We start from the raw sequence: 19,198 nt of genomic DNA on the forward strand, positions 1-19,198 counted from the left end.
AGCAACTGATGTCCCGAGAGACCGAGGCCGATCCGTCAGGGGAAGCGCTGCTCCCCGGTACCTTGCCGGAGGCGCTCCGCGCAGAGCTCGTAGCCTTCCGCCGCGACTTGCACATGCACCCCGAGCTGGGCAACCAGGAGTTCCGCACCACCGCCGCGATCAAGGAACGGCTGGAGCGGGCCGGCCTCAAGCCTCGTGTGCTTCCCGTCGGAACCGGGCTCGTCTGCGACATCGGCACCGGCACCGACTCGGGTCAGTGGGCCGGCGGGCCGCGCATGCTCGCCCTGCGGGCCGACATCGACGCGCTGCCCATCCCGGACACCAAGGGCGACTGCCCGTACCGCTCCCGCGTGCCGGACCGCGCCCACGCCTGCGGCCACGACGTGCACACCACCGTCGTCCTCGGCACCGGGCTCGTGCTCGCCGCCCTGCACGAGCAGGGCCTGCTGCCCCGGCCCGTGCGGCTGGTCTTCCAGCCGGCGGAGGAGGTGCTGCCCGGCGGCGCGGCCGACGCCATCGAGGGCGGCGCGCTCGACGGGGTGCGCCGCATCCTGGCCGTGCACTGCGACCCCCGGGTGGACGCCGGGCGGATCGGTCTGCGGGTGGGTCCCATCACCTCCGCCTGCGACCGGCTGGAGGTCGCCCTGAACGGCCCCGGCGGACACACCGCCCGCCCGCACCTCACCACCGACCTGGTCACGGCCGCCGCCCGCGTGGTCACCGACGTGCCCTCGCTCGTCGCCCGGCGCGTGGACAGCCGCAGCGGGCTCGCCCTGACCTGGGGACGGATCGATTCCGGCCACGCCCCGAACGTCATCCCGCAGCACGCCGAACTCGCCGGGACCGTGCGCTGCCTGGACCTCGACGCCTGGCGGCAGGCGCCCGACCTCGTGGTCGGCGCCATCGACGAGATCGCCAACCTGTACCGGGCCAAGTCCGAGATCACCTACGTCCGCGGGGTGCCCCCCGTCGTCAACGAGGTCACCAGCACCGAACTGCTCCAGGCCGCCATGGTCGCCCGGCGCGGCACGGACTCCGTCGAGACCACCGAGCAGAGTCTCGGCGGCGAGGACTTCTCCTGGTACCTGGAGCACGTGCCCGGCGCCATGGCCCGCCTCGGCGTCCGCCCGCCCGGCGAGCGCACGGTCCGTGACCTGCACCAGGGCGACTTCGACGTGGACGAGCACGCCATCACCGTCGGCGTGGAGATGTTCACCGCGGCGGCGCTGATCGAGGCCGTTTGACATGCTCCCTCTCCTGAAGGAGGGAGATTCTGGCCTTCCGCCTGGTGCTGTACCGCTACGCGGCACGGACTCCGGGTCGGATTTCGTGGCTTCCTGCTTCGCCGCGCGGTGGGCTGCGGCGCCCGAGCCGCCCCGACGGGATGGCCTTCGCCTCCGCCCGGAAGGGCGGAGCACTGGCCAAGACCTCGATAGCGGTCCAGCCCCGGAGTCCGCCTGCCCGCCGCGGTTGCGGCCGCGGCGGGTCGGGGGCAGCCTGATGCACAAGCGCACGAGACCGCGCGGCATGCCCCGAACACCCTGCGGCACGAATGGGTAACGGCCCCGCGTAACCCCGTTCCCAGGAGTTTCTACGCGCGTTACTGTGCGCCGAACCGAGCGCCCGCTGCGGGGCTTTGGAGAATGGGGAACTTCAGATGCGTCGGATATCGAGACTGACCCGTGCCGCGGTGGGGGTCGCGTCGCTCGCACTCGCCGCCACGGCCTGCGGCGGCACCAGCGGCGAAAGCGACAGCGGCGACGAGGGCGCGAAGGACGACAAGGGCCTCGCCATCGCCTACGACATCGGCGGCAAGGGCGACCAGTCCTTCAACGACGCCGCCTACGCGGGGCTGGAGCGGGCCCAGAAGGAGTTCGGCTACAAGACGGCCGACATCGAGCCCACCGAGGGCGAGACCGACGCCGACAAGGAGCAGCGCCTCGCCTCGCTCGCCAAGCAGGGCTACAACCCGGTCATCGGCGTCGGCTTCGCCTACGGCCCGGCGATGAAGGCCATCGCCTCGAAGTACCCGGACACCACCTTCGGCATCGTGGACTCCGTGGTCGAGGGCGAGAACGTCGCGTCCCTCGTCTTCGCCGAGAACGAGGCCTCCTACCTCGCGGGCGTCGCGGCGGCCAAGGCCACCAAGACCAACACGGTCGGCTTCGTGGGCGGCGTGGACGTACCGCTGATCCACAAGTTCGAGGCCGGCTACAAGCAGGGCGTCACGGACACGAACCCCAAGGTCAAGGTCATCTCGCAGTACCTGACCCAGACGGCCGAGGAGGGCGGCTTCTCCAGCCCGGACAAGGGCCGCGCCGCAGCCGAGGGCCAGATCGAGAAGAAGGCCGACGTCGTCTACCAGGCGGCCGGCCTCTCCGGCCAGGGCGTGATCGAGGCCGCCGCCAAGGCGGAGGTCTGGGCGATCGGCGTCGACTCCGACCAGTACAAGCAGGAAGCGCTCGCGGCGTACAAGGACCACATCCTGACCTCCGCCCTCAAGGACATCGACGGCGCGGTGTTCGCCCTGGCCAAGTCGGTCGAGGACGGCAAGCCGCTGACCGGTACCCAGACCTTCGACCTCGAGTCCGACGGTGTGGGCCTGTCCGACGCCAACCCGAAGTACGCCGAGGTCCCGGGCCTGACGGACGCCGTGGCCAAGGCCAAGGCGGGCATCATCGACGGCTCCATCAAGGTCAAGACCGAGTAGACCGGCGAGACACGGAACCGAACCGAAGCGGGCGGGCGCTCACGGCGTCCGCCCGCTTCGTCGTGCCCCGCACAGGGGCACAGCCACGCACAGCCCCGGGCAGCGCACAGCCGCGCACCGGCCGCCGGACGTCACCCTCCGCCACCCTCCGTTCGCGTCCGGCAAGCCTCGGGCACCCGCACGCCGCGCCTTGCTCACGGGCGGATAACAAGAAGGACAGAAGGGGTTTTCAGGCAGGTCTACGCGCGTTAATCTGCGGCGAAGCCAGCGCCGTACCCGAACCGTCCCCGGCGCTTGTACGACAGGAGCACCAGACATGCGCCGGATTTCCCGGATCACGGTCGCAGGCGCAGCGACCGCCTCCCTGGCCCTCGCCCTCTCCGCCTGCGGTGGTACCTCGACCTCCTCCGGGTCGTCGGAGTCCAAGGGGGACAAGGGCCTCGCCATCGCCTACGACGTCGGCGGCAAGGGCGACCAGTCCTTCAACGACGCCGCGTACGCGGGTCTCGAGCAGGCGAAGAAGGAGTTCGGCTACGAGACGGCCGACATCGAGCCCACCGACGGCGAGACCAACGCCGACAAGGAGCAGCGCCTGGTCTCCCTGGCCAAGCAGGGCTACAACCCGGTCGTCGGCGTCGGCTACGCGTACGCCGCCGCGCTGAAGAGCGCCGCCGAGAAGTACCCGGACACCACCTTCGGCATCGTGGACGACGCCACGATCGAGGCGAAGAACGTGGCCGACCTGGTCTTCAACGAGGAGCAGGCCTCCTACCTCGCCGGTGTCGCCGCCGCCAAGAGCACCAAGACCAACACGGTCGGCTTCGTGGGCGGCGTGGACATCCCGCTGATCCACAAGTTCCAGGCCGGCTACGAGCAGGGCGTCAAGGACACCGATCCGAAGATCAAGGTGATCTCGCAGTACCTGACGCAGACCGCGGAGGAGGGCGGCTTCTCCAGCCCCGACAAGGGCAAGACCGCCGCCGAGGGCCAGATCGAGAAGAAGGCCGACGTCGTCTACGCGGCGGCCGGTCTCTCCGGTCAGGGTGTCATCGAGGCCGCCGCCGCCAACAAGATCTGGGCGATCGGCGTGGACTCCGACCAGTACAAGCAGGAAGCCCTCGCGAAGTACAAGGACCACATCCTGACTTCGGCCACGAAGGACGTCGCCAAGGCGGTGTACAACCTCGCGAAGTCGGTCGAGGACGGCAAGCCCGAGACCGGTATCGTCAGGGGCGATCTGAAGTCCGGTGAGGTCGGCCTTTCGGACTCCAACCCGAAGTTCGCGGACAACGCCGAGCTCCAGGCAGCCATCAAGACGGCCAAGGAGAAGATCATCAGCGGCGAGATCAAGGTCAGGAGCAGCTGACCCGAGCAACACCTCGAACAGCGTGTAACCGCGGTGGTCGCACCGCTCGACGGGGTACGAGGAGGACGCCTCCAAGTCCTCCTCGTACCCCGTCGTGTCGATGTGCCGCCGCCGCTTTAGATGCCGTAGGGGCGCTACGCGCGTAGACGGCCCCCGTCCCCAGGAGAGTGCGCCATCAACGCGTCCAGCAGCCCTCCGGCCGGAGCGGCGGTCAACGAATCGGTGACCGCCGTCGAACTCGCCGGGATCACCAAGCGATTCCCGGGTGTCGTGGCCAACCACGACATCCACCTGACCGTCCACAAGGGCACCGTCCACGCCCTCGTCGGCGAGAACGGCGCCGGCAAGTCGACGCTGATGAAGATCCTCTACGGCATGCAGAAGCCGGACGAGGGCACCGTCGCGATCGACGGCGAGCAGGTGGCCTTCTCCTCGCCCGCCGACGCCATCGCCCGCGGCATCGGCATGGTCCACCAGCACTTCATGCTCGCCGACAACCTCACGGTCCTCGAGAACGTGGTGCTCGGCAGCGAGAAGCTGTACGGCATCGGCGCCAAGGCCCGCCGGAAGATCAAGGAGATCTCCGAGCGGTACGGCCTCGGCGTGCGCCCCGACGTCCTGGTCGAGGAGCTCGGCGTCGCCGCCCGCCAGCGCGTGGAGATCCTCAAGGTCCTCTACCGCGGCGCCCGCACGCTGATCCTGGACGAGCCGACCGCTGTCCTGGTCCCGCAGGAGGTCGACGCGCTCTTCGACAACCTGCGCGAGCTCAAGGCCGAGGGCCTGTCGGTCATCTTCATCTCGCACAAGCTGGGCGAGGTGCTCTCCGTCGCCGACGAGATCACCGTCATCCGCCGCGGAACCACGGTCGGTACCGCCGTTCCCGCCGAGACGACCCCGCGTCAGCTCGCCGAGCTGATGGTCGGCAGCGAGCTGCCCACCCCGGAGACCGCCGAGTCCACGGTCACCGACCGTCCCGTCCTCACCGTCGACACGCTGCGCCTCGCGGCCCCCGGCGGCAAGGCACTGCTGGACGACATCTCCTTCACCATCCACGCCGGCGAGGTGCTGGGCATCGCCGGTGTCGAGGGCAACGGCCAGACCGAACTGGTCGACGCGCTCATCGGCCTGCGCCACGCCGACTCCGGCACCATCCGCTTCCTCGACGAGGACATCACCGCGCTGCCCACCCGCAAGCGCCGCGAGCAGGGCGTCGGCTACATCCCCGAGGACCGCCACCGCCACGGCCTGCTCCTGGAGTCCTCCCTCTGGGAGAACCGCATCCTCGGCCACGTGACCGAGAAGCCCAACAGCAAGGGCGTCTGGCTGAACCCGAAGGGCTCCCAGGAGGACACCCGGCGCATCGTCGAGACGTACGACGTCCGCACCCCCGGCATCGACGTCACCGCCGCCTCCCTGTCCGGCGGCAACCAGCAGAAGCTGATCGTCGGCCGGGAGATGAGCCACAAGCCGCGCTTCCTGATCGCCGCCCACCCCACCCGGGGCGTGGACGTCGGCGCGCAGGCCGCGATCTGGGACCACATCCGCGAGGCGCGCCGCGAGGGACTCGCCGTCCTGCTGATCTCCGCCGACCTGGACGAGCTGATCGGCCTGTCCGACACCCTGCGGGTGATCTACGACGGCAGGCTGGTCGCGGACGCCGACCCGGCCGCCATCACCCCCGAGGAGCTGGGCTCGGCGATGACCGGCGCCGCGACCGGCCACCTGGAACACGACGAGACCGACGAGACCCCCGAGGTCCGTGAGTCTCCCAAGTCTCAGTCCCCCGAGGCTCCGGAAGACGAGGCCCGCTGATGAAGAAGTTCGACAAGGAGCGCGTGCTCCTCGCGGTGGCCGGTCCGGTCATCGCGCTCGCCGTGGCCTTCGTGCTGAGCGCGATCGTCCTGATCGCCTCGGGCAAGAACCCGGTCGAACCGTTCGCCCTGATGTTCGAGCAGGCCGGATTCTCCGACATCCAGGTCCTGATCATCAACCAGGCGTCGATGTACTACATCGCGGCCCTGGCGGTGGCCGTCGGCTTCCGGATGAACCTGTTCAACATCGGCGTCGACGGCCAGTACCAGCTGGCCGCCATGATGGCCGCGATCGTCGGCGCCCACGCCAACCTCCCGGCCGCCCTCCAGATCCCGCTCCTCCTCCTGACCGCCGTGCTCACCGGCGCCTTCTGGTCCGGCATCGCCGGTGTCCTCAAGGTGACCCGCGGCGTCAGCGAGGTCGTCGCGACGATCATGCTGAACGCCATCGCCACCTCCGTCATCGGCTACCTGTGGCTGCCGGACGTCTTCGGCGTCAAGATCGGCAACAACAACACCACCGGCGAGATGCACGAGTCCGGCTGGGTCCCCGGCATCGACATGGGCGCGGCCGGCGAGATCTACGGCCTGGTGATCCTCGCCCTGCTGCTCGGCATCGGCTACTGGGTCGTCCTCAACCGCACCCGCTTCGGCTTCGACCTGCGCGCCTCCGGTGCCTCCGAGTCCGCCGCCGCGGCCAGCGGAGTCAACCCCAAGCGCATGGTGCTCACCGCGATGCTCCTCTCCGGCGGCCTCGCCGGTCTCGCGGGCCTGCCCATCCTGCTCGGCGACACCCACACCTACAGCCTCAACTTCCCCACCGGCATCGGCTTCCTCGGTATCGGCATCGCCCTGCTCGGCCGCAACAGCCCGGTCGGCATCGCCTTCGCCGCCCTGCTGTGGGCCTGGCTCGACAAGGCCTCGCCCGAGCTGGACTTCCACGGCTACGACAAGGAGATCGCGGTCATCATGCAGGGCCTGATCGTCCTCTCCGTCGTCGTCTCCTACGAGGCCGTCCGCGAGTGGGGCCTGCGCCGCCAGCAGCGCCGCGTCGGCGCGGAGCTGGCCGCCGGTCACGTCCTCGGCGCCACCGACAACACCAAGAAGGAGGTGGCTGGCCGATGACCACCGCAACCGACCTCAACCAGCCCACGCTGGAGCACGGGGCGCCGGCCGGCCGCCGGATCTCGCTGCCCGTCCTGTTGCTGATCATCGCCGGTGCCCTGGCACTGACCTCCATCGTCCGCCTCATCACCGGCGCCAACGGCATCACCAACGTCAGCCAGATGTCCACCGCGCTCCAGCTCGCCGTGCCGATCGGCCTCGCCGGTCTCGGCGGTCTGTGGGCCGAACGCGCGGGCGTCATCAACATCGGCCTCGAGGGCATGCTGATCCTGGGCACCTGGTTCGGTGCCTGGGCCGGCTTCCAGTGGGGCCCGTGGACCGGTGTCCTGATGGGCATCGTCGGCGGCGCGCTCGGCGGCCTGCTGCACGCGATCGTGACGATCACCTTCAACGTCAACCACATCGTCTCCGGCGTGGCCATCAACATCCTCGCCCTCGGCGCCACCCGCTACCTCGCCCCGCTCGCCTTCGAGGGCCACCAGGGCGGCTCCGCCAAGCAGTCCCCGCCGGTCGACTCGCTGGGCCACTTCTCGGTGCCGGGGCTCTCCGACGCCCTGGAGAGTCTCAACGACCAGCACTGGTTCTTCGTCTCGGACATCGCGGGCCTGCTCGGCGGCCTGGTCACCGACGTCTCCTGGCTCACCCTGATCGCCGTCGCCCTGATCCCCGCCAGCTGGTACATCCTGTGGCGCACCCCGTTCGGCCTCCGCCTGCGCTCCTGCGGCGAGAACCCGATCGCGGCCGAGTCCCTCGGCGTCAACGTGTACAAGTACAAGTACCTCGCCGTGATCATCTCCGGCGGCCTGGCCGGTCTCGGCGGCGTCTTCCTCTCCATCGTGGCCAACCCCTTCTACCTGGAGGGCCAGACCAGCGGCCGCGGCTACATCGGCCTCGCCGCGATGATCTTCGGCAACTGGATGCCGGGCGGCCTCGCCATCGGCGCCGGCCTCTTCGGCTACACCGACAGCCTCAACCTGCGCGGCGGCTCGGCCAACGTGCACGCCCTGCTGCTGCTCGGCGCGCTGCTGCTGGTCGCCGGGGCCATCTGGCTGGCGGTCCGCAAGAAGTACGTCAAGGCCGCGATCACCGTGGTCGTCGGTGCCCTGGTCTTCGCCTGGTACGCCACCACCGACGACGTCCCCAACCAGGTCGTCTCCGCCACGCCGTACGTCGTCACCCTCGTGGTCCTCGCGCTGTCCGCACAGCGCCTGCGGATGCCGAAGGCGAACGGCATGCAGTACCGGAAGGGACAGGGCAAATGACCGACGTCGACTGGGGCGCGCTGCGCACGGCGGCCCGCGAGGCGATGGCCCAGGCCTACGCCCCCTACTCCGGGTACGCCGTCGGCGCCGCCGCCCTGGTCGACGACGGCCGCACCGTCACCGGCTGCAACGTGGAGAACGCCAGCTACGGCATCGGCCTGTGCGCCGAGTGCGGGCTCGTCTCCCAGCTCCAGCTCACCGGCGGCGGCCGGCTGACGCACTTCGTCTGCGTCGACGGCCACGGCGAGATCCTCGTGCCGTGCGGCCGCTGCCGGCAGCTGCTGTACGAGTTCGGCGGCCCGGAACTGCTGCTGGAGACCCCGGCGGGAATCGTCCCCCTCTCGGAGATGCTCCCGCAGGCCTTCGGCCCCGACCACCTCACCACGTAAGGAAGCGAGCCTCCATGGCCATGGACGTCATCTCCGTCATCCGCACCAAGCGGGACCGCGGCGAACTCAGTGCCGAGCAGATCGACTGGGTCATCGACGCCTACACGCGCGGCGAGGTGGCCGACGAGCAGATGTCGTCGCTCGCGATGGCCATCCTGCTCAACGGCATGAACCGCGGCGAGATCGCCCGCTGGACCGCCGCGATGATCGCCTCCGGCGAGCGCATGGACTTCTCGTCGCTCTCCCGCCCGACCGCCGACAAGCACTCCACGGGCGGCGTCGGCGACAAGATCACCCTGCCGCTGGCGCCCCTGGTGGCGGCCTGCGGCGCGGCCGTCCCCCAGCTCTCCGGCCGGGGCCTCGGCCACACCGGCGGCACCCTGGACAAGCTGGAGTCCATCCCCGGCTGGCGCGCCCTCCTCTCCAACGAGGAGATGCTGAACGTCCTGGAGGGCACCGGCGCGGTGATCTGCGCGGCGGGCGACGGCCTCGCCCCCGCCGACAAGAAGCTGTACGCCCTCCGGGACGTCACCGGCACGGTCGAGGCGATCCCGCTCATCGCCTCCTCCATCATGTCCAAGAAGATCGCCGAGGGCACCGGCTCCCTGGTCCTGGACGTGAAGGTGGGCTCGGGCGCCTTCATGAAGACCATCGAGGACGCCCGAGAGCTGGCCTCGACGATGGTCGGCCTCGGCACCGACCACGGCGTGCGGACGGTCGCGCTCCTCACGGACATGGCGACGCCCCTCGGCCTGACCGCGGGCAACGCCCTGGAGGTCCGCGAGTCGGTCGAGGTCCTGGCCGGCGGCGGTCCGTCCGACGTGGTCGAGCTGACCCTCGCCCTGGCCCGCGAGATGCTCGACGCGGCGGGCCTGCCCGACGCCGACCCGGCGAAGGCCCTCGCCGACGGCTCCGCGATGGACGTCTGGCGCCGCATGATCGCGGCCCAGGGCGGCGACCCGGACGCGGCCCTGCCCACGTCGAAGGAGCAGCACGTGATCAAGGCGGGCGCCTCCGGCGTCCTGACCCGCCTCGACGCCTACGCCATCGGTGTCGCCGCCTGGCGCCTGGGCGCGGGCCGTGCCCGCAAGGAGGACCCGGTGCAGGCCGCGGCGGGCGTCGAACTCCACGCCAGGCCCGGCGACACGGTCACCGAGGGCCAGCCCCTCCTGACCCTCCACACCGACACCCCGGACCGCTTCGAGTACGCCCTCGCGGCGGTGGCGGACTCGTACGACGTCGCCCCGACGGGCACGGCGTTCACGGCGTCGCCGGTGGTGCTGGAACGTATCGCCTGACCTGCACTTACCCCGTCCGGGTGAACGGGATCGGTAGACCTCTGCCGGTCCCGTTCGGCATGCTGGGATCGGTGACGCACCGATGGGAGAACCGCCATGAGCGCACTCACCGTGAGCCAGGAGCCCGACCAGAACTGGGACGACCTCGTCCGGTTCTGGGAGGAGATGGAATGGCCCGAGGGCAGCAAGGTGGAGATCATCGAGGGGATCATCACCGTGTCACCAGCTCCGGGACTGCCTCACAACGTGATCGCTGCGCGCATCCAGCGTCGTCTGTACTCGGCGATCCCGGAGGACTGGGAGATCTTCCAGACACTGGCGATCGCCGTTCCGTCCCGCCTGGGGATGCTGATCCCGGACATCGTTGTGGCGCAGTTGCCCGATCACACCGAGTCCGACACCCACATCCCCGCCGCCCTCGCGGAACTCGTCGTCGAGGTGACCTCGAAGTCCAACGCCCGCCACGACCGCGTCAGCAAGCCGGCCGCCTACGCCACAGCCGGTATCCCGCTGTACCTCCTCGTCGACCGCTGGGCCCCCGGCGGGCCCACCGCGACGCTCTACGGTGAACCGAAGGGTGACGTCTACCGGGTGCTGGGCGCCGCCAAGTTCGGCGATCCCCTCGTACTCCCCGCCCCCTTCGACCTGACCATCGACACCGGCGGGTTCCCCGAGGCCTGACTCACCCCAGCACCGTCGCCACACCCACCAACACCGGCACAGAAACCACCGTCGACACCAGGATCGCGTCCCGCGCCAGCCGCTCGCCCACCCCGTAGGTCGACGCGTACGTGTACAGGTTCTGTGCCGCCGGCAGCGCCGACGTCACCACCACGTCGAGGAGTTGCGCTCCGCGCAGTCCGAACACCCCGGACGCCAGCGCCCAGGCCACCGCAGGCTGGCCGACCGCCTTCAACGCCACCGCGAGCAGCACCGGCTGCCGCTCCGCACCCCGCAGGGGCATCGTGGAGCCGCACAGGCCGATGCCGAAGGCCAGCAGGACCGCCGGGACCGACATGTTGCCGATCAGGGTCACGGGGTCCATGACCGGGTCGGGTACGCGCAGACCGCTCGCGGCGACCGCGACCCCGGCGAGTGAGCCCAGCGCTATCGGATTGCGCAGCGGCGTCAGCAGCACCCGCCACAGCGGGCCCTTGCCGCCCTCTCCCGACAGGTCCAGGACCGTCACCGCCACCGGTGTCACCAGCACCAGCTGGAACAGCAGCACCGGCGCCACCAGAGACGCGTCGCCCAGGACGTACACGGCGATCGGGATGCCGAGGTTGCCGGAGTTGACGTAGCCGGAGCAGAGAGCGCCGATCGTCGTGCGCCCCACGCCCCAGCCCCGTACGGCCCCCACCGCGACGAAGACCCCGGCCACGGCGGCCGTGGACAGCGCCGTGACCAGGAGCCGGCTGGAGAAGACCATCGACAGGTCGGCCGTCGCGAGCGTGGTGAACAGCAGGGCCGGCGAGGCCACGTGGAAGGCCAGCTTGGTCAGCACCTCGCGGCCCTGGGGACCGAGGTGGCCCCGCAGTCCCAGCACGTACCCGACGGCGATGACGACCGCGATGACCGCGAAGCCGGTCAGCACCCCCTGCACGGCACCTCCCCGCCGAGCGGACGAGCCTGGGACGGCATGGCGCGGGGACGGGATACGTGGGGCATGCAGCAAACCCTCCGGGGGAGGGCGCACGCACGTCAATGTGATCTCTGATGGCGGGCACCGATGAGTTCCCTGCCCGCGCCGGGTCTACCGCACGTGGACGCCGTGACACCCGCCGTACTCGTGCTGCCGGGGCCTGTCTCCCAAGGGGAGACGCCCCGGCTCTGCGACGAGGTGCGCGCGCTGCTGGAAACCACCCGGGCCGAGGTGGTCGTCTGCGACGTCGGCGGGCTGGGACCGCCGGGGCTCGCCGTCGTCGACCTGCTGGCCCGCCTGGAGCTCACCGCCCGGCGGGCCGGGGGTCGGATCCGGCTGCGCGACCCCGACCCCGCCCTGCGCGGACTACTGGACCTCGTCGGTCTCCGCTTCGAGACGGAGCGGCAGGCCGAACAGCGGGAACCACCGCTTGGTGTCCAGGAAGCAGTGGAACCCGGTGATGCGGCCGTCTGAGATCTCCAGCACCTGGACCGCCCACGGCGCGAAGCCGCCCGCCTCCTCGTCCGGCTTGTAGTGCGCGAAGGCCGGCAGCCCGTTGGCCTCGACCGGTACCAGCCGCGACTTCGCGCACGCGGCGCCGAGGGTGGTCATGAAGCCGGTGATGTCCGCCGAACCCGACAGCCACAGGTCGAACGGCGGCATCGTCATGACGGCGTCCTCGTGCAGCAGCGCCGTCAGCGCCGTCATGTCGTAGCCCTCGAAGGCCGCGACGTAGCGGTCCAGGAGCTTCTGCTGCTCCTCGTCCAGGGGGTCGGAGACCGCCGCGCCGTCCCCCTGGTCCGCCCGCTCGGCGAGGGTCGCGCGGGCGCGCTGCAGGGCGCTGTTGACGGAGGCGACCGTCGTGCCGAGCAGCTCGGCGACCTCGCTCGCCTTCCAGGCCAGCACCTCGCGCAGGATCAGCACCGCCCGCTGCTTGGGCGGCAGCTGCTGCAGGGCGGCCATGAAGGCGAGCCGCACGGACTCCTTGGCGACCGCGGCCTCGGCCGGGTCGGCGGTCGAGGGCAGTACGCGGGCGTCCGGCATCGGCTCCAGCCAGGTGTGGTCCGGGCGGGGGGACAGGGCGGCCTGGGCGAGCGGCGTGGAGTCCGTCAGGTCCATCGGGCGGGCCCGCTTGTTGCCCGCGGACAGCATGTCCAGGCAGACGTTGGTCGCGATGCGGTAGAGCCAGGAACGGAGGCTGGAGCGCCCCTCGAACTTGTCGTAGCTCCGCCAGGCGCGGACCAGGGTGTCCTGGACCGCGTCCTCGGCCTCGAAGGAGGAACCGAGCATCCGGTAGCAGTACCCCGTCAGCTCGACCCGGTGCTTGTCCAGCGCGGAGTCCAGCTCCGTCGTCACGGTGCCGTTGGTCATCGTCCACCCACCCCTGTGGCGTCCTTCGTGCGCGTCTTCGCGCCTCGCACTTCGGAAGCTACCGCAGGGGACTGACAATGGCCTGTGCAGTCAGGAAAGGCGCAGGTCAGCGAGTGAGGCCGAAGACCCGCACCGGCGTGTTCGCGACCTGCCGGCGCGCCGCCAGGGAGCCGAGCACCGTGATCGCCACGACACCGGCCACCGCCAGCAGCCCGACGCCGACCGTGCCGGCCCAGCCGCCGGAGTGGAAGGCCACCGCGCCGACCGTGCTGCCCGCGCTGGAGCCGACGTAGTAGGCGGACTGGTACAGCGCCGAGGCCTGGGCGCGGCCGTTCGTGGCCGTCTTGCCGACCGCCGAGGACGCCACCGCGTGCCCGGCGAAGAAGCCAGCCGTGATCAGCACCAGGCCCAGCAGGACCAGCGGCAGGGAAGGGGCGAGGGACAGCAGCAGGCCCGCCGCCGTCGTGCCGCCGCCCAGGTACAGCGCCCCGCGGCGGCCGAGGCGGCCCACCAGCCGGCCCGCCGTCGACGCCGAGACCGTGCCCACCAGGTAGACCAGGAAGATCGAGCCGATCAGGCCCTGCGGAAGCGAGAACGGGGCCTCCGCCAGGCGGTAGCCGATCACCGTGTAGACGCCGCCGAAGACCGTCATGAACAGGGCGCCGATCGCGTACAGGCGGCGCAGCAGCGGGTTGGCGAGGTGGTCCCGGACCGTACGGGCCAGGACGCGCGGGCGCAGCGAGCCCGGCGTGAAGTGCTTCGGCGCCGGCAGCAGCAGCCGGAAGGCCACCGCGCACGCCACCGCCAGGACCCCGATCACGCCGACGGCGATCCGCCAGCCCCACTCCTGGGCCACCCAGCCGGTGATGACCCGGCCGCTCATCCCGCCCACGCTGTTGCCCGCCACGAACAGGCCGATCGCGGTGACCAGCGCGCGCGGGGTGACCTCCTCCGCCAGGTACGCCGTCGCCGACGCCGGCAGTCCGGCCAGCGCCGCGCCCTGCACCGCGCGCAGCGCGACCAGCGCCGGCAGCGACGGGGCGAAGGGGACCAGCAGTCCGACGGTCACCGCGACCGCCAGCGACGCCGTCATGACCGTACGCCGTCCGAAGCGCTCCGACAGCGCGCTCATCGGCAGCACGAACACCGCGAGGCCGCCGGTCGCGGCGGCCACCGTCCAGCTCGCGTCGCTCGCGGTGACGCCCATGTCGCCCGAGATGAGCGGCAGCAGGGCCTGGGTGGAGTAGAGGAGCGCGAAGGTCGCGACTCCCGCCAGGAACAGGGCGAGGCTCATCCGGCGGTAGCCGGGGCCGCCGGGGGCCATGCGCGAGTCGCGGGCGTCGGGGGCGTCGGAGGAAGAGACGGATGCAGCGGCGTCCACGGTGGTGGACGCCCCGGTATCGGCGGGAGTCATGCTGCGAAGGTACGGAGAGCGTCACTCATCCGTCCAATGCATGGAATGGCCATAATCGTTCCCATGGTGCATCAGCAAAGCTCACAGGCCCGCCTGTCACCTTCCGGTGACACAGAAGACATCGTCGCGCTGCTCGCGCCCCGCCTCGCGCACTTCGCCGGCGTCGCCCGCACCGAGCACGTCACCCGGGCCGCCCAGGAGATGAACGTCCCCCAGTCGACCCTCTCCCGCGCCCTCGTCCGCCTCGAAGCGGACCTCGGCGTCGACCTGTTCGTCCGCCGCGGCCGCACCCTCGCGCTGACCGTCGCCGGACGCACCTTCCTCGGCTCCGTCGAACGCGCCCTCGCCGAGGTCGAGCGCGCCGCCGACGAGGTCCGCGCGGACGCCGACCCGGCCACCGGCAAGGTCGCCTTCGGCTTTCTGCACACCATGGGCGCCGAAACCGTCCCGGGCCTGCTGCACGCCTTCCGCGCCGACCACCCCCGCGTCCGCTTCAGCCTCGTCCAGAACTACGGCGAGGCCATGCTTGAACGTCTGCGCGCCGGCGAACTCGACCTTTGCCTGACCTCCCCGGTCCCGGACGCCCCCGACCTGGTCGCCCGCCGCCTCGACGAGCAGAAGCTGCGCCTGGTGGTCCCGGCCGACCACTCCCTGGCCGGCCGCAGGCGCATCCGCCTCGCCGAGGCCGCCGACGAGGCGTTCGTGACCCTGGAGCCCGGCTACGGCCTGCGCCGCATCACCGACGACCTGTGCAAGGAGGCCGGTTTCCGGCCCAGGGTGGCCTTCGAGGGGGAGGAGGCGGAGACGCTGCGCGGCCTGGTCGCGGCGGGCCTCGGGGTCGCCCTGCTGCCGCCGCCCGCCGTGCCCCGCCCCGGCGTGGTCGAACTGACGGTGACGGCCCCGCGTGCGGCCCGCGAGATCGGCGTGGCCTGGCTGGCGGGGCGTACGGACACGCCCCCGGTGGCCGCGTTCAAGAAGTTCCTGCTGTCGAGGCGCGGCCACCTGCTCCCGTCCTGACTCTGTCCGGCCCGCACCTGTCCTGACCCTGGCCGGCCCGCACCTGTCCTGACCCTGGCTGGCCCGCACCTGTCCTGACCCCGACCCGCCCGCACCCGTCCTGGCCCCGCGGACCGACCGGACCCGGGCTCCCCACCGCCGGTACGGGGAGCCTCGCCGCCACCTGTCCCTACCGCCGCAACGACTTCCCGAACCCCACCGCCAACGGCATCCGCAGCCCCAGCGGCGGGGGAGCGGCCAGCGCGTCCTCCACGGGCCGCGAGAACGAGTGCCCGAACAGCACGCCCATCACGAAGTCCTCGGTGAGCGCGGCGACCTCCTCCCGGTAGTGCCGCAAGCCGTGGCCGTCGGAGTGCACTTCGAACCGGCACACCGCGCGGTTCGCCTTCTTCGCCCGGGAGGCCAGCCGGAACGACAGCTCGGGGTCGCTGCGCTCGTCGTTCGTGCCGTGCACGATCAGTACCCGGCGCCCGGCGAGCTGCTTCACCGGTTCGGGTGGGGCGGCCACGTCCTCGTCGGGCAGCCAAGGGGCGATCGCCAGTGCCGAGTTGACGGCCTCGTGTCCGGCGGCGCGCAGTGCGGCGCGCCCGCCCATGTCGATGCCGACCAGGCAGACGGGCACGTCGCCGTAGAGCCGTACGGCCTCGTCGGCGGCCCAGTCGGCGTCCCGGGCGAGGCGGGCCTCGGCGCCGTTCCACCCCCGGTAGCGGTAGTGCACGACGTGTGCGGCCAGGCCCTCGTCCCGTCCCGCGCGGGCGAGCCGACGCCCCAACGCGCGTACGGACGCGGCCGCCAGCAACGGAGACGGCTTGCGGCTGGACACCTCGTCGCCGCCGGGGAGCAGCAGCACCACTCCGCTCACCGCCGTCCCCTGCGGACCGAGCGTTCGCCCCAGCCGGGCCTGGCGGACCGGCGTCGCTTGCTGTGCCATGGCAGAACATTCTCAGAAGACCGGGTGTACGCCACCCGTCATCGCAGTCACCGTTACATATCGACGAGTACGTACACCGCGGCCCCGTATCCGGTCCGCATTCCGTGTCCGTGCGTTCACCTCACGTTCTACGCGCGTAGGAGTTAGAGTGCGGAAATGACGAGCCAGAGCACCGCGAAGACCACCGCGAAGACTCCGACGCCGGACCAGATCCGCCGGGCGCCGAAGGTTCTGCTGCACGACCATCTCGACGGCGGGCTGCGTCCCGGCACGGTCGTCGAACTCGCCCGCGCGACCGGCTACTCGGCACTCCCCGAGACCGACGCCGACCGGCTCGGCGCCTGGTTCCACCGGGCCGCCGACTCCGGGTCGCTGGAGCGGTACCTGGAGACCTTCTCGCACACCGTCGGCGTCATGCAGACACGCGACGCCCTGGTCCGCGTCGCCGCCGAGTGCGCCGAGGACCTCGCCGAGGACGGCGTCGTCTACGCCGAGGTGCGGTACGCCCCCGAACAGCACCTGGAGGGCGGGCTCAGCCTCGAAGAGGTCGTCGAGGCCGTCAACGAGGGCTTCCGGGAGGGCGAGCGGCGTGCGCGGGACAACGGCCACCGCATCCGCGTCGGCGCCCTGCTCACCGCCATGCGGCACGCCGCCCGCGCCCTGGAGATCGCCGAGCTGGCCAACCGCTACCGCGACCTCGGCGTCGTCGGATTCGACATCGCGGGCGCCGAGGCCGGGTACCCGCCCACCCGGCACCTGGACGCCTTCGAGTACCTCAAGCGCGAGAACAACCACTTCACGATCCACGCCGGCGAGGCCTTCGGGCTGCCGTCCATCTGGCAGGCCCTCCAGTGGTGCGGTGCCGACCGGCTCGGGCACGGCGTGCGCATCATCGACGACATCCAGGTCCACGAGGACGGCACGGTAAAGCTCGGGCGGCTCGCCTCGTACGTCCGGGACAAGCGCATCCCGCTGGAGCTGTGCCCCAGCTCCAACCTCCAGACCGGTGCCGCGGACTCGTATGCCGAGCACCCGATCGGGCTGCTGCGCCGGCTGCACTTCCGTGCCACCGTCAACACGGACAACCGGCTGATGTCGCACACAGGCATGAGCCGGGAATTCGAGCACCTTGTCGACGCGTTCGGTTACACGCTCGAAGACATGCAGTGGTTCTCCGTCAATGCGATGAAATCAGCGTTCATTCCTTTCGATGAACGACTGGCCATGATCAATGACGTGATCAAGCCCGGATATGCGGAGCTGAAATCCGAATGGCTGTTCCAGCAGGCGGCTTCCACCAGCGGTTCTTCGCAGGTCGAGGGCTGAGCGGGAGTCGACGGTAATACGGAAATGCGGGCGGGCTTTCACAATCCGTCCGCATTTCGATGTTTGCCGGGAGGGGCGTGGCGTGTTTACGTTCAAGGACCGCTCACATCCCCGTCATCCCATTTCGAGGACGCATTTCATGAAGCAGTCTGCTGCCAAGACCCTCGGCGTCGCCGCCCTCGGTGCCGCATTCGCCGCCGCCGGCGCGGGCGCGGCCACCGCGGCCCCGGCGCTGCCGGACACCGCCCAGACGGTGGACTCGGTCGCCCGCACGCTCCCCGCGGAGACCGTCTCCCAGGTGGTGCCCGGCGCGGGCAACATCCTGGAGCAGGGCCGCCACGTCTCCGGCGTGGGTCTGACCGCTGCCCAGCCGGTGGTCGAGCAGGTAGTCGAACAGCAGCTCTCCGAAGGCCCGACCAAGCCGGTCGCCGGTCTGCTCGGCGGACTGCCCGCCAAGGGCCTGCCCACCCAGGGCCTGCCGGTCAACGGCCTCCCGATCGGCGGCTGAGTCCCGCCTCCCCGCCTCTCCCCACGCGCCGACGGGGCGCACCCGGTGTTCCGGGTGCGCCCCATCGGTGTACCAGAGGGGAGGTGCGGGCGCCGGGCCGCTGTCACGGGCCCGTCACCAGGCGGTACGGGCGGCCTTCTCCTCGGACGGCAGCAGGAGCCACAGGGCGAGGTAGAGCAGGAACTGCGGGCCGGGCAGCAGGCAGGAGACCACGAAGATCACCCGCATCGTGCTGGTCGAGGTGCCGAAGCGCCGGGCCAGCGCGGCGCACACTCCGCCGATCATGCGGCCGTTGGTGGGGCGGGCGAGGCGGGACATCGCGGCTCCTTCGTGAGCGTGTGGTGGGGGCTGCCGATCGGCTTCCCCTTCATCTGCCTTCCACGCTACGGAGACGAACGGAACAAAGCGTCGCTCTACGGGGCGATACCGACCCTGGGAATCGTCGGGGTCCGACCCTGAGCGGGCTCATCCCGGGGGACGTCCTCCCGGTGCCCCTGCTCGGGCCTGCGACGGAGCCGGGCCCGGCCCGCGGGTACGAGGGCGAGGTGAGCCAGGGCCACGCCCGCCGTGTTCAGGAGCAGCGAGTCGACGTCGACGACCTGACCGGGCACCCCGGTCTGGAGCAGTTCGATGCCCAGTGACAGCAGGGCCGCCGCCGCCATGGTGCGCAACAGCGAGGCCAGCGGCGAGACGGTCAGCCGGCCGCCCGCCATCGGCAGCAGCACGCCCAGCGGCGCCAGCAGGGCGAGCGACCCGCCGATGGTCCGGGCCGCCGCGGGCCAGCCGAGCGCCAGGTCGGCACGGACCCCGTCGAGCGGCCGCAGGTTGGGCGGCAGCACCCAGGGGACGTCCAGCGGCCGCAGCGTGTACCAGGCGACAAACGCGAGATGTGCGACCAGGAGGACACTTCCTGTCACACGGATGCGGAGCGCGGCGCTGCCGCCGAGGAACCCATGACGCTGCACGCATCCCTAGACGCGGCCGCCGCCGCACTCGGTTCCGGCCCCTCCTCCGCAAGGGTGAGGCTT

General features: G+C 71.1%; 19 protein-coding genes. 13 read left to right on the forward strand and 6 right to left on the reverse strand.

All coding sequences use genetic code 11. From position 1 onward, the window contains the following. Nucleotides 1-8 precede the first annotated feature (8 nt). The 9 genes from EBH09_RS22990 (at nucleotide 9) to EBH09_RS23030 (ending at nucleotide 10,642) form a co-directional block, all read left to right on the forward strand. A complete protein-coding gene (locus EBH09_RS22990) occupies nucleotides 9-1,244 on the forward strand; it encodes a M20 family metallopeptidase (RefSeq protein WP_121748835.1) in 1,236 nt (411 codons plus the stop codon). Between the two features lie 413 nt (nucleotides 1,245-1,657). Next, nucleotides 1,658-2,710 carry a BMP family ABC transporter substrate-binding protein gene (locus tag EBH09_RS22995; protein WP_121748836.1) on the forward strand — a complete coding sequence of 351 codons (1,053 nt, stop codon included), beginning with the start codon at nucleotides 1,658-1,660 and terminating at the stop codon, nucleotides 2,708-2,710. 316 nt (nucleotides 2,711-3,026) lie between these two features. Next, nucleotides 3,027-4,076: a BMP family ABC transporter substrate-binding protein gene (locus tag EBH09_RS23000; RefSeq protein ID WP_121748837.1), complete on the forward strand. Its 1,050-nt coding sequence runs from the start codon at nucleotides 3,027-3,029 to the stop codon at nucleotides 4,074-4,076. 222 nt (nucleotides 4,077-4,298) lie between these two features. Then, nucleotides 4,299-5,888 carry an ABC transporter ATP-binding protein gene (locus EBH09_RS23005; protein WP_121748838.1) on the forward strand — a complete coding sequence of 530 codons (1,590 nt, stop codon included), beginning with the start codon at nucleotides 4,299-4,301 and terminating at the stop codon, nucleotides 5,886-5,888. Continuing rightward, nucleotides 5,888-7,012 (forward strand): ABC transporter permease, encoded by a 1,125-nt coding sequence (locus tag EBH09_RS23010; protein WP_055418199.1) that lies wholly within the window; start codon nucleotides 5,888-5,890, stop codon nucleotides 7,010-7,012. Before EBH09_RS23005 ends, EBH09_RS23010 begins: the two co-directional genes overlap by 1 nt. Beyond that, the gene (locus EBH09_RS23015; protein ID WP_121748839.1) at nucleotides 7,009-8,274 is read left to right on the forward strand and encodes an ABC transporter permease; all 1,266 of its coding nucleotides are present in this window, start codon (nucleotides 7,009-7,011) and stop codon (nucleotides 8,272-8,274) included. Before EBH09_RS23010 ends, EBH09_RS23015 begins: the two co-directional genes overlap by 4 nt. After that, on the forward strand, nucleotides 8,271-8,663 hold the full coding sequence (locus EBH09_RS23020) for a cytidine deaminase (protein WP_121748840.1): 393 nt from the start codon (nucleotides 8,271-8,273) through the stop codon (nucleotides 8,661-8,663). The genes EBH09_RS23015 and EBH09_RS23020 overlap by 4 nt, the downstream gene beginning before the upstream one ends. 14 nt (nucleotides 8,664-8,677) lie before the next feature. After that, complete coding sequence (locus EBH09_RS23025; protein WP_121748841.1) at nucleotides 8,678-9,961, forward strand: thymidine phosphorylase; 1,284 nt, start codon at nucleotides 8,678-8,680, stop codon at nucleotides 9,959-9,961. Nucleotides 9,962-10,057: 96 nt separating this feature from the next. Then, nucleotides 10,058-10,642, forward strand: coding sequence for a Uma2 family endonuclease (locus tag EBH09_RS23030; protein ID WP_121748842.1), 585 nt, complete (start codon nucleotides 10,058-10,060; stop codon nucleotides 10,640-10,642). Between the two features lies 1 nt (nucleotide 10,643). On the opposite strand, the gene EBH09_RS23035 is transcribed toward EBH09_RS23030, so the two are convergent. Beyond that, nucleotides 10,644-11,564, reverse strand: coding sequence for an AEC family transporter (locus EBH09_RS23035; protein ID WP_121748843.1), 921 nt, complete (start codon nucleotides 11,562-11,564; stop codon nucleotides 10,644-10,646). A gap of 126 nt (nucleotides 11,565-11,690) precedes the next feature. Between EBH09_RS23035 and EBH09_RS23040 the strand changes: the two genes are divergently transcribed. Further along, complete coding sequence (locus EBH09_RS23040; protein ID WP_121748844.1) at nucleotides 11,691-12,077, forward strand: STAS domain-containing protein; 387 nt, start codon at nucleotides 11,691-11,693, stop codon at nucleotides 12,075-12,077. Here the strand turns inward: EBH09_RS23040 and EBH09_RS23045 are convergent. Continuing rightward, complete coding sequence (locus tag EBH09_RS23045; RefSeq protein WP_121748845.1) at nucleotides 11,970-12,974, reverse strand: sigma-70 family RNA polymerase sigma factor; 1,005 nt, start codon at nucleotides 12,972-12,974, stop codon at nucleotides 11,970-11,972. The genes EBH09_RS23040 and EBH09_RS23045 overlap by 108 nt on opposite strands. A gap of 106 nt (nucleotides 12,975-13,080) precedes the next feature. Continuing rightward, nucleotides 13,081-14,388 (reverse strand): MFS transporter, encoded by a 1,308-nt coding sequence (locus EBH09_RS23050; protein ID WP_121748846.1) that lies wholly within the window; start codon nucleotides 14,386-14,388, stop codon nucleotides 13,081-13,083. Between the two features lie 63 nt (nucleotides 14,389-14,451). On the opposite strand from EBH09_RS23050, the gene EBH09_RS23055 reads away from it, so the two are divergent. Then, on the forward strand, nucleotides 14,452-15,405 hold the full coding sequence (locus EBH09_RS23055) for a LysR family transcriptional regulator (RefSeq protein WP_121748847.1): 954 nt from the start codon (nucleotides 14,452-14,454) through the stop codon (nucleotides 15,403-15,405). 169 nt (nucleotides 15,406-15,574) lie between these two features. Here EBH09_RS23055 and EBH09_RS23060 read toward each other — a convergent pair whose 3' ends face one another. Beyond that, nucleotides 15,575-16,336, reverse strand: coding sequence for an alpha/beta fold hydrolase (locus tag EBH09_RS23060; RefSeq protein WP_121748848.1), 762 nt, complete (start codon nucleotides 16,334-16,336; stop codon nucleotides 15,575-15,577). 156 nt (nucleotides 16,337-16,492) lie between these two features. Between EBH09_RS23060 and EBH09_RS23065 the strand changes: the two genes are divergently transcribed. After that, complete coding sequence (locus EBH09_RS23065; protein WP_121748849.1) at nucleotides 16,493-17,662, forward strand: adenosine deaminase; 1,170 nt, start codon at nucleotides 16,493-16,495, stop codon at nucleotides 17,660-17,662. Nucleotides 17,663-17,801: 139 nt separating this feature from the next. Continuing rightward, the gene (locus tag EBH09_RS23070; RefSeq protein ID WP_121748850.1) at nucleotides 17,802-18,170 is read left to right on the forward strand and encodes an ATP-binding protein; all 369 of its coding nucleotides are present in this window, start codon (nucleotides 17,802-17,804) and stop codon (nucleotides 18,168-18,170) included. 114 nt (nucleotides 18,171-18,284) lie between these two features. Here the strand turns inward: EBH09_RS23070 and EBH09_RS23075 are convergent, their stop codons facing one another. Together EBH09_RS23075 and EBH09_RS23080 are read right to left on the reverse strand one after the other, a co-directional pair. Next, a complete protein-coding gene (locus EBH09_RS23075) occupies nucleotides 18,285-18,488 on the reverse strand; it encodes a PspC domain-containing protein (protein ID WP_121748851.1) in 204 nt (67 codons plus the stop codon). Nucleotides 18,489-18,583: 95 nt separating this feature from the next. Continuing rightward, nucleotides 18,584-19,135, reverse strand: coding sequence for a VanZ family protein (locus EBH09_RS23080; protein ID WP_121748852.1), 552 nt, complete (start codon nucleotides 19,133-19,135; stop codon nucleotides 18,584-18,586). Nucleotides 19,136-19,198 lie beyond the last annotated feature (63 nt).

It is taken from the genome of Streptomyces sp. E2N166 (genome assembly GCF_003671715.1).
GTDB lineage: Bacteria > Actinomycetota > Actinomycetes > Streptomycetales > Streptomycetaceae > Streptomyces > Streptomyces thinghirensis.

Excerpts from the sequence above, each read along its gene's own strand:
- EBH09_RS22990 (WP_121748835.1), top strand. The coding sequence starts at position 9 with ATGTCCCGAGAGACCGAGGCCGATCCGTCAGGGGAAGCGCTGCTCCCC.
- EBH09_RS22995 (WP_121748836.1), top strand. The coding sequence starts at position 1,658 with ATGCGTCGGATATCGAGACTGACCCGTGCCGCGGTGGGGGTCGCGTCG.
- EBH09_RS23000 (WP_121748837.1), top strand. The coding sequence starts at position 3,027 with ATGCGCCGGATTTCCCGGATCACGGTCGCAGGCGCAGCGACCGCCTCC.
- EBH09_RS23010 (WP_055418199.1), top strand. The coding sequence starts at position 5,888 with ATGAAGAAGTTCGACAAGGAGCGCGTGCTCCTCGCGGTGGCCGGTCCG.
- EBH09_RS23015 (WP_121748839.1), top strand. The coding sequence starts at position 7,009 with ATGACCACCGCAACCGACCTCAACCAGCCCACGCTGGAGCACGGGGCG.
- EBH09_RS23020 (WP_121748840.1), top strand. The coding sequence starts at position 8,271 with ATGACCGACGTCGACTGGGGCGCGCTGCGCACGGCGGCCCGCGAGGCG.
- EBH09_RS23025 (WP_121748841.1), top strand. The coding sequence starts at position 8,678 with ATGGCCATGGACGTCATCTCCGTCATCCGCACCAAGCGGGACCGCGGC.
- EBH09_RS23030 (WP_121748842.1), top strand. The coding sequence starts at position 10,058 with ATGAGCGCACTCACCGTGAGCCAGGAGCCCGACCAGAACTGGGACGAC.
- EBH09_RS23040 (WP_121748844.1), top strand. The coding sequence starts at position 11,691 with ATGAGTTCCCTGCCCGCGCCGGGTCTACCGCACGTGGACGCCGTGACA.
- EBH09_RS23045 (WP_121748845.1), bottom strand. The coding sequence starts at position 12,974 with ATGACCAACGGCACCGTGACGACGGAGCTGGACTCCGCGCTGGACAAG.
- EBH09_RS23050 (WP_121748846.1), bottom strand. The coding sequence starts at position 14,388 with ATGACTCCCGCCGATACCGGGGCGTCCACCACCGTGGACGCCGCTGCA.
- EBH09_RS23055 (WP_121748847.1), top strand. The coding sequence starts at position 14,452 with ATGGTGCATCAGCAAAGCTCACAGGCCCGCCTGTCACCTTCCGGTGAC.
- EBH09_RS23060 (WP_121748848.1), bottom strand. The coding sequence starts at position 16,336 with ATGGCACAGCAAGCGACGCCGGTCCGCCAGGCCCGGCTGGGGCGAACG.
- EBH09_RS23065 (WP_121748849.1), top strand. The coding sequence starts at position 16,493 with ATGACGAGCCAGAGCACCGCGAAGACCACCGCGAAGACTCCGACGCCG.
- EBH09_RS23070 (WP_121748850.1), top strand. The coding sequence starts at position 17,802 with ATGAAGCAGTCTGCTGCCAAGACCCTCGGCGTCGCCGCCCTCGGTGCC.
- EBH09_RS23075 (WP_121748851.1), bottom strand. The coding sequence starts at position 18,488 with ATGTCCCGCCTCGCCCGCCCCACCAACGGCCGCATGATCGGCGGAGTG.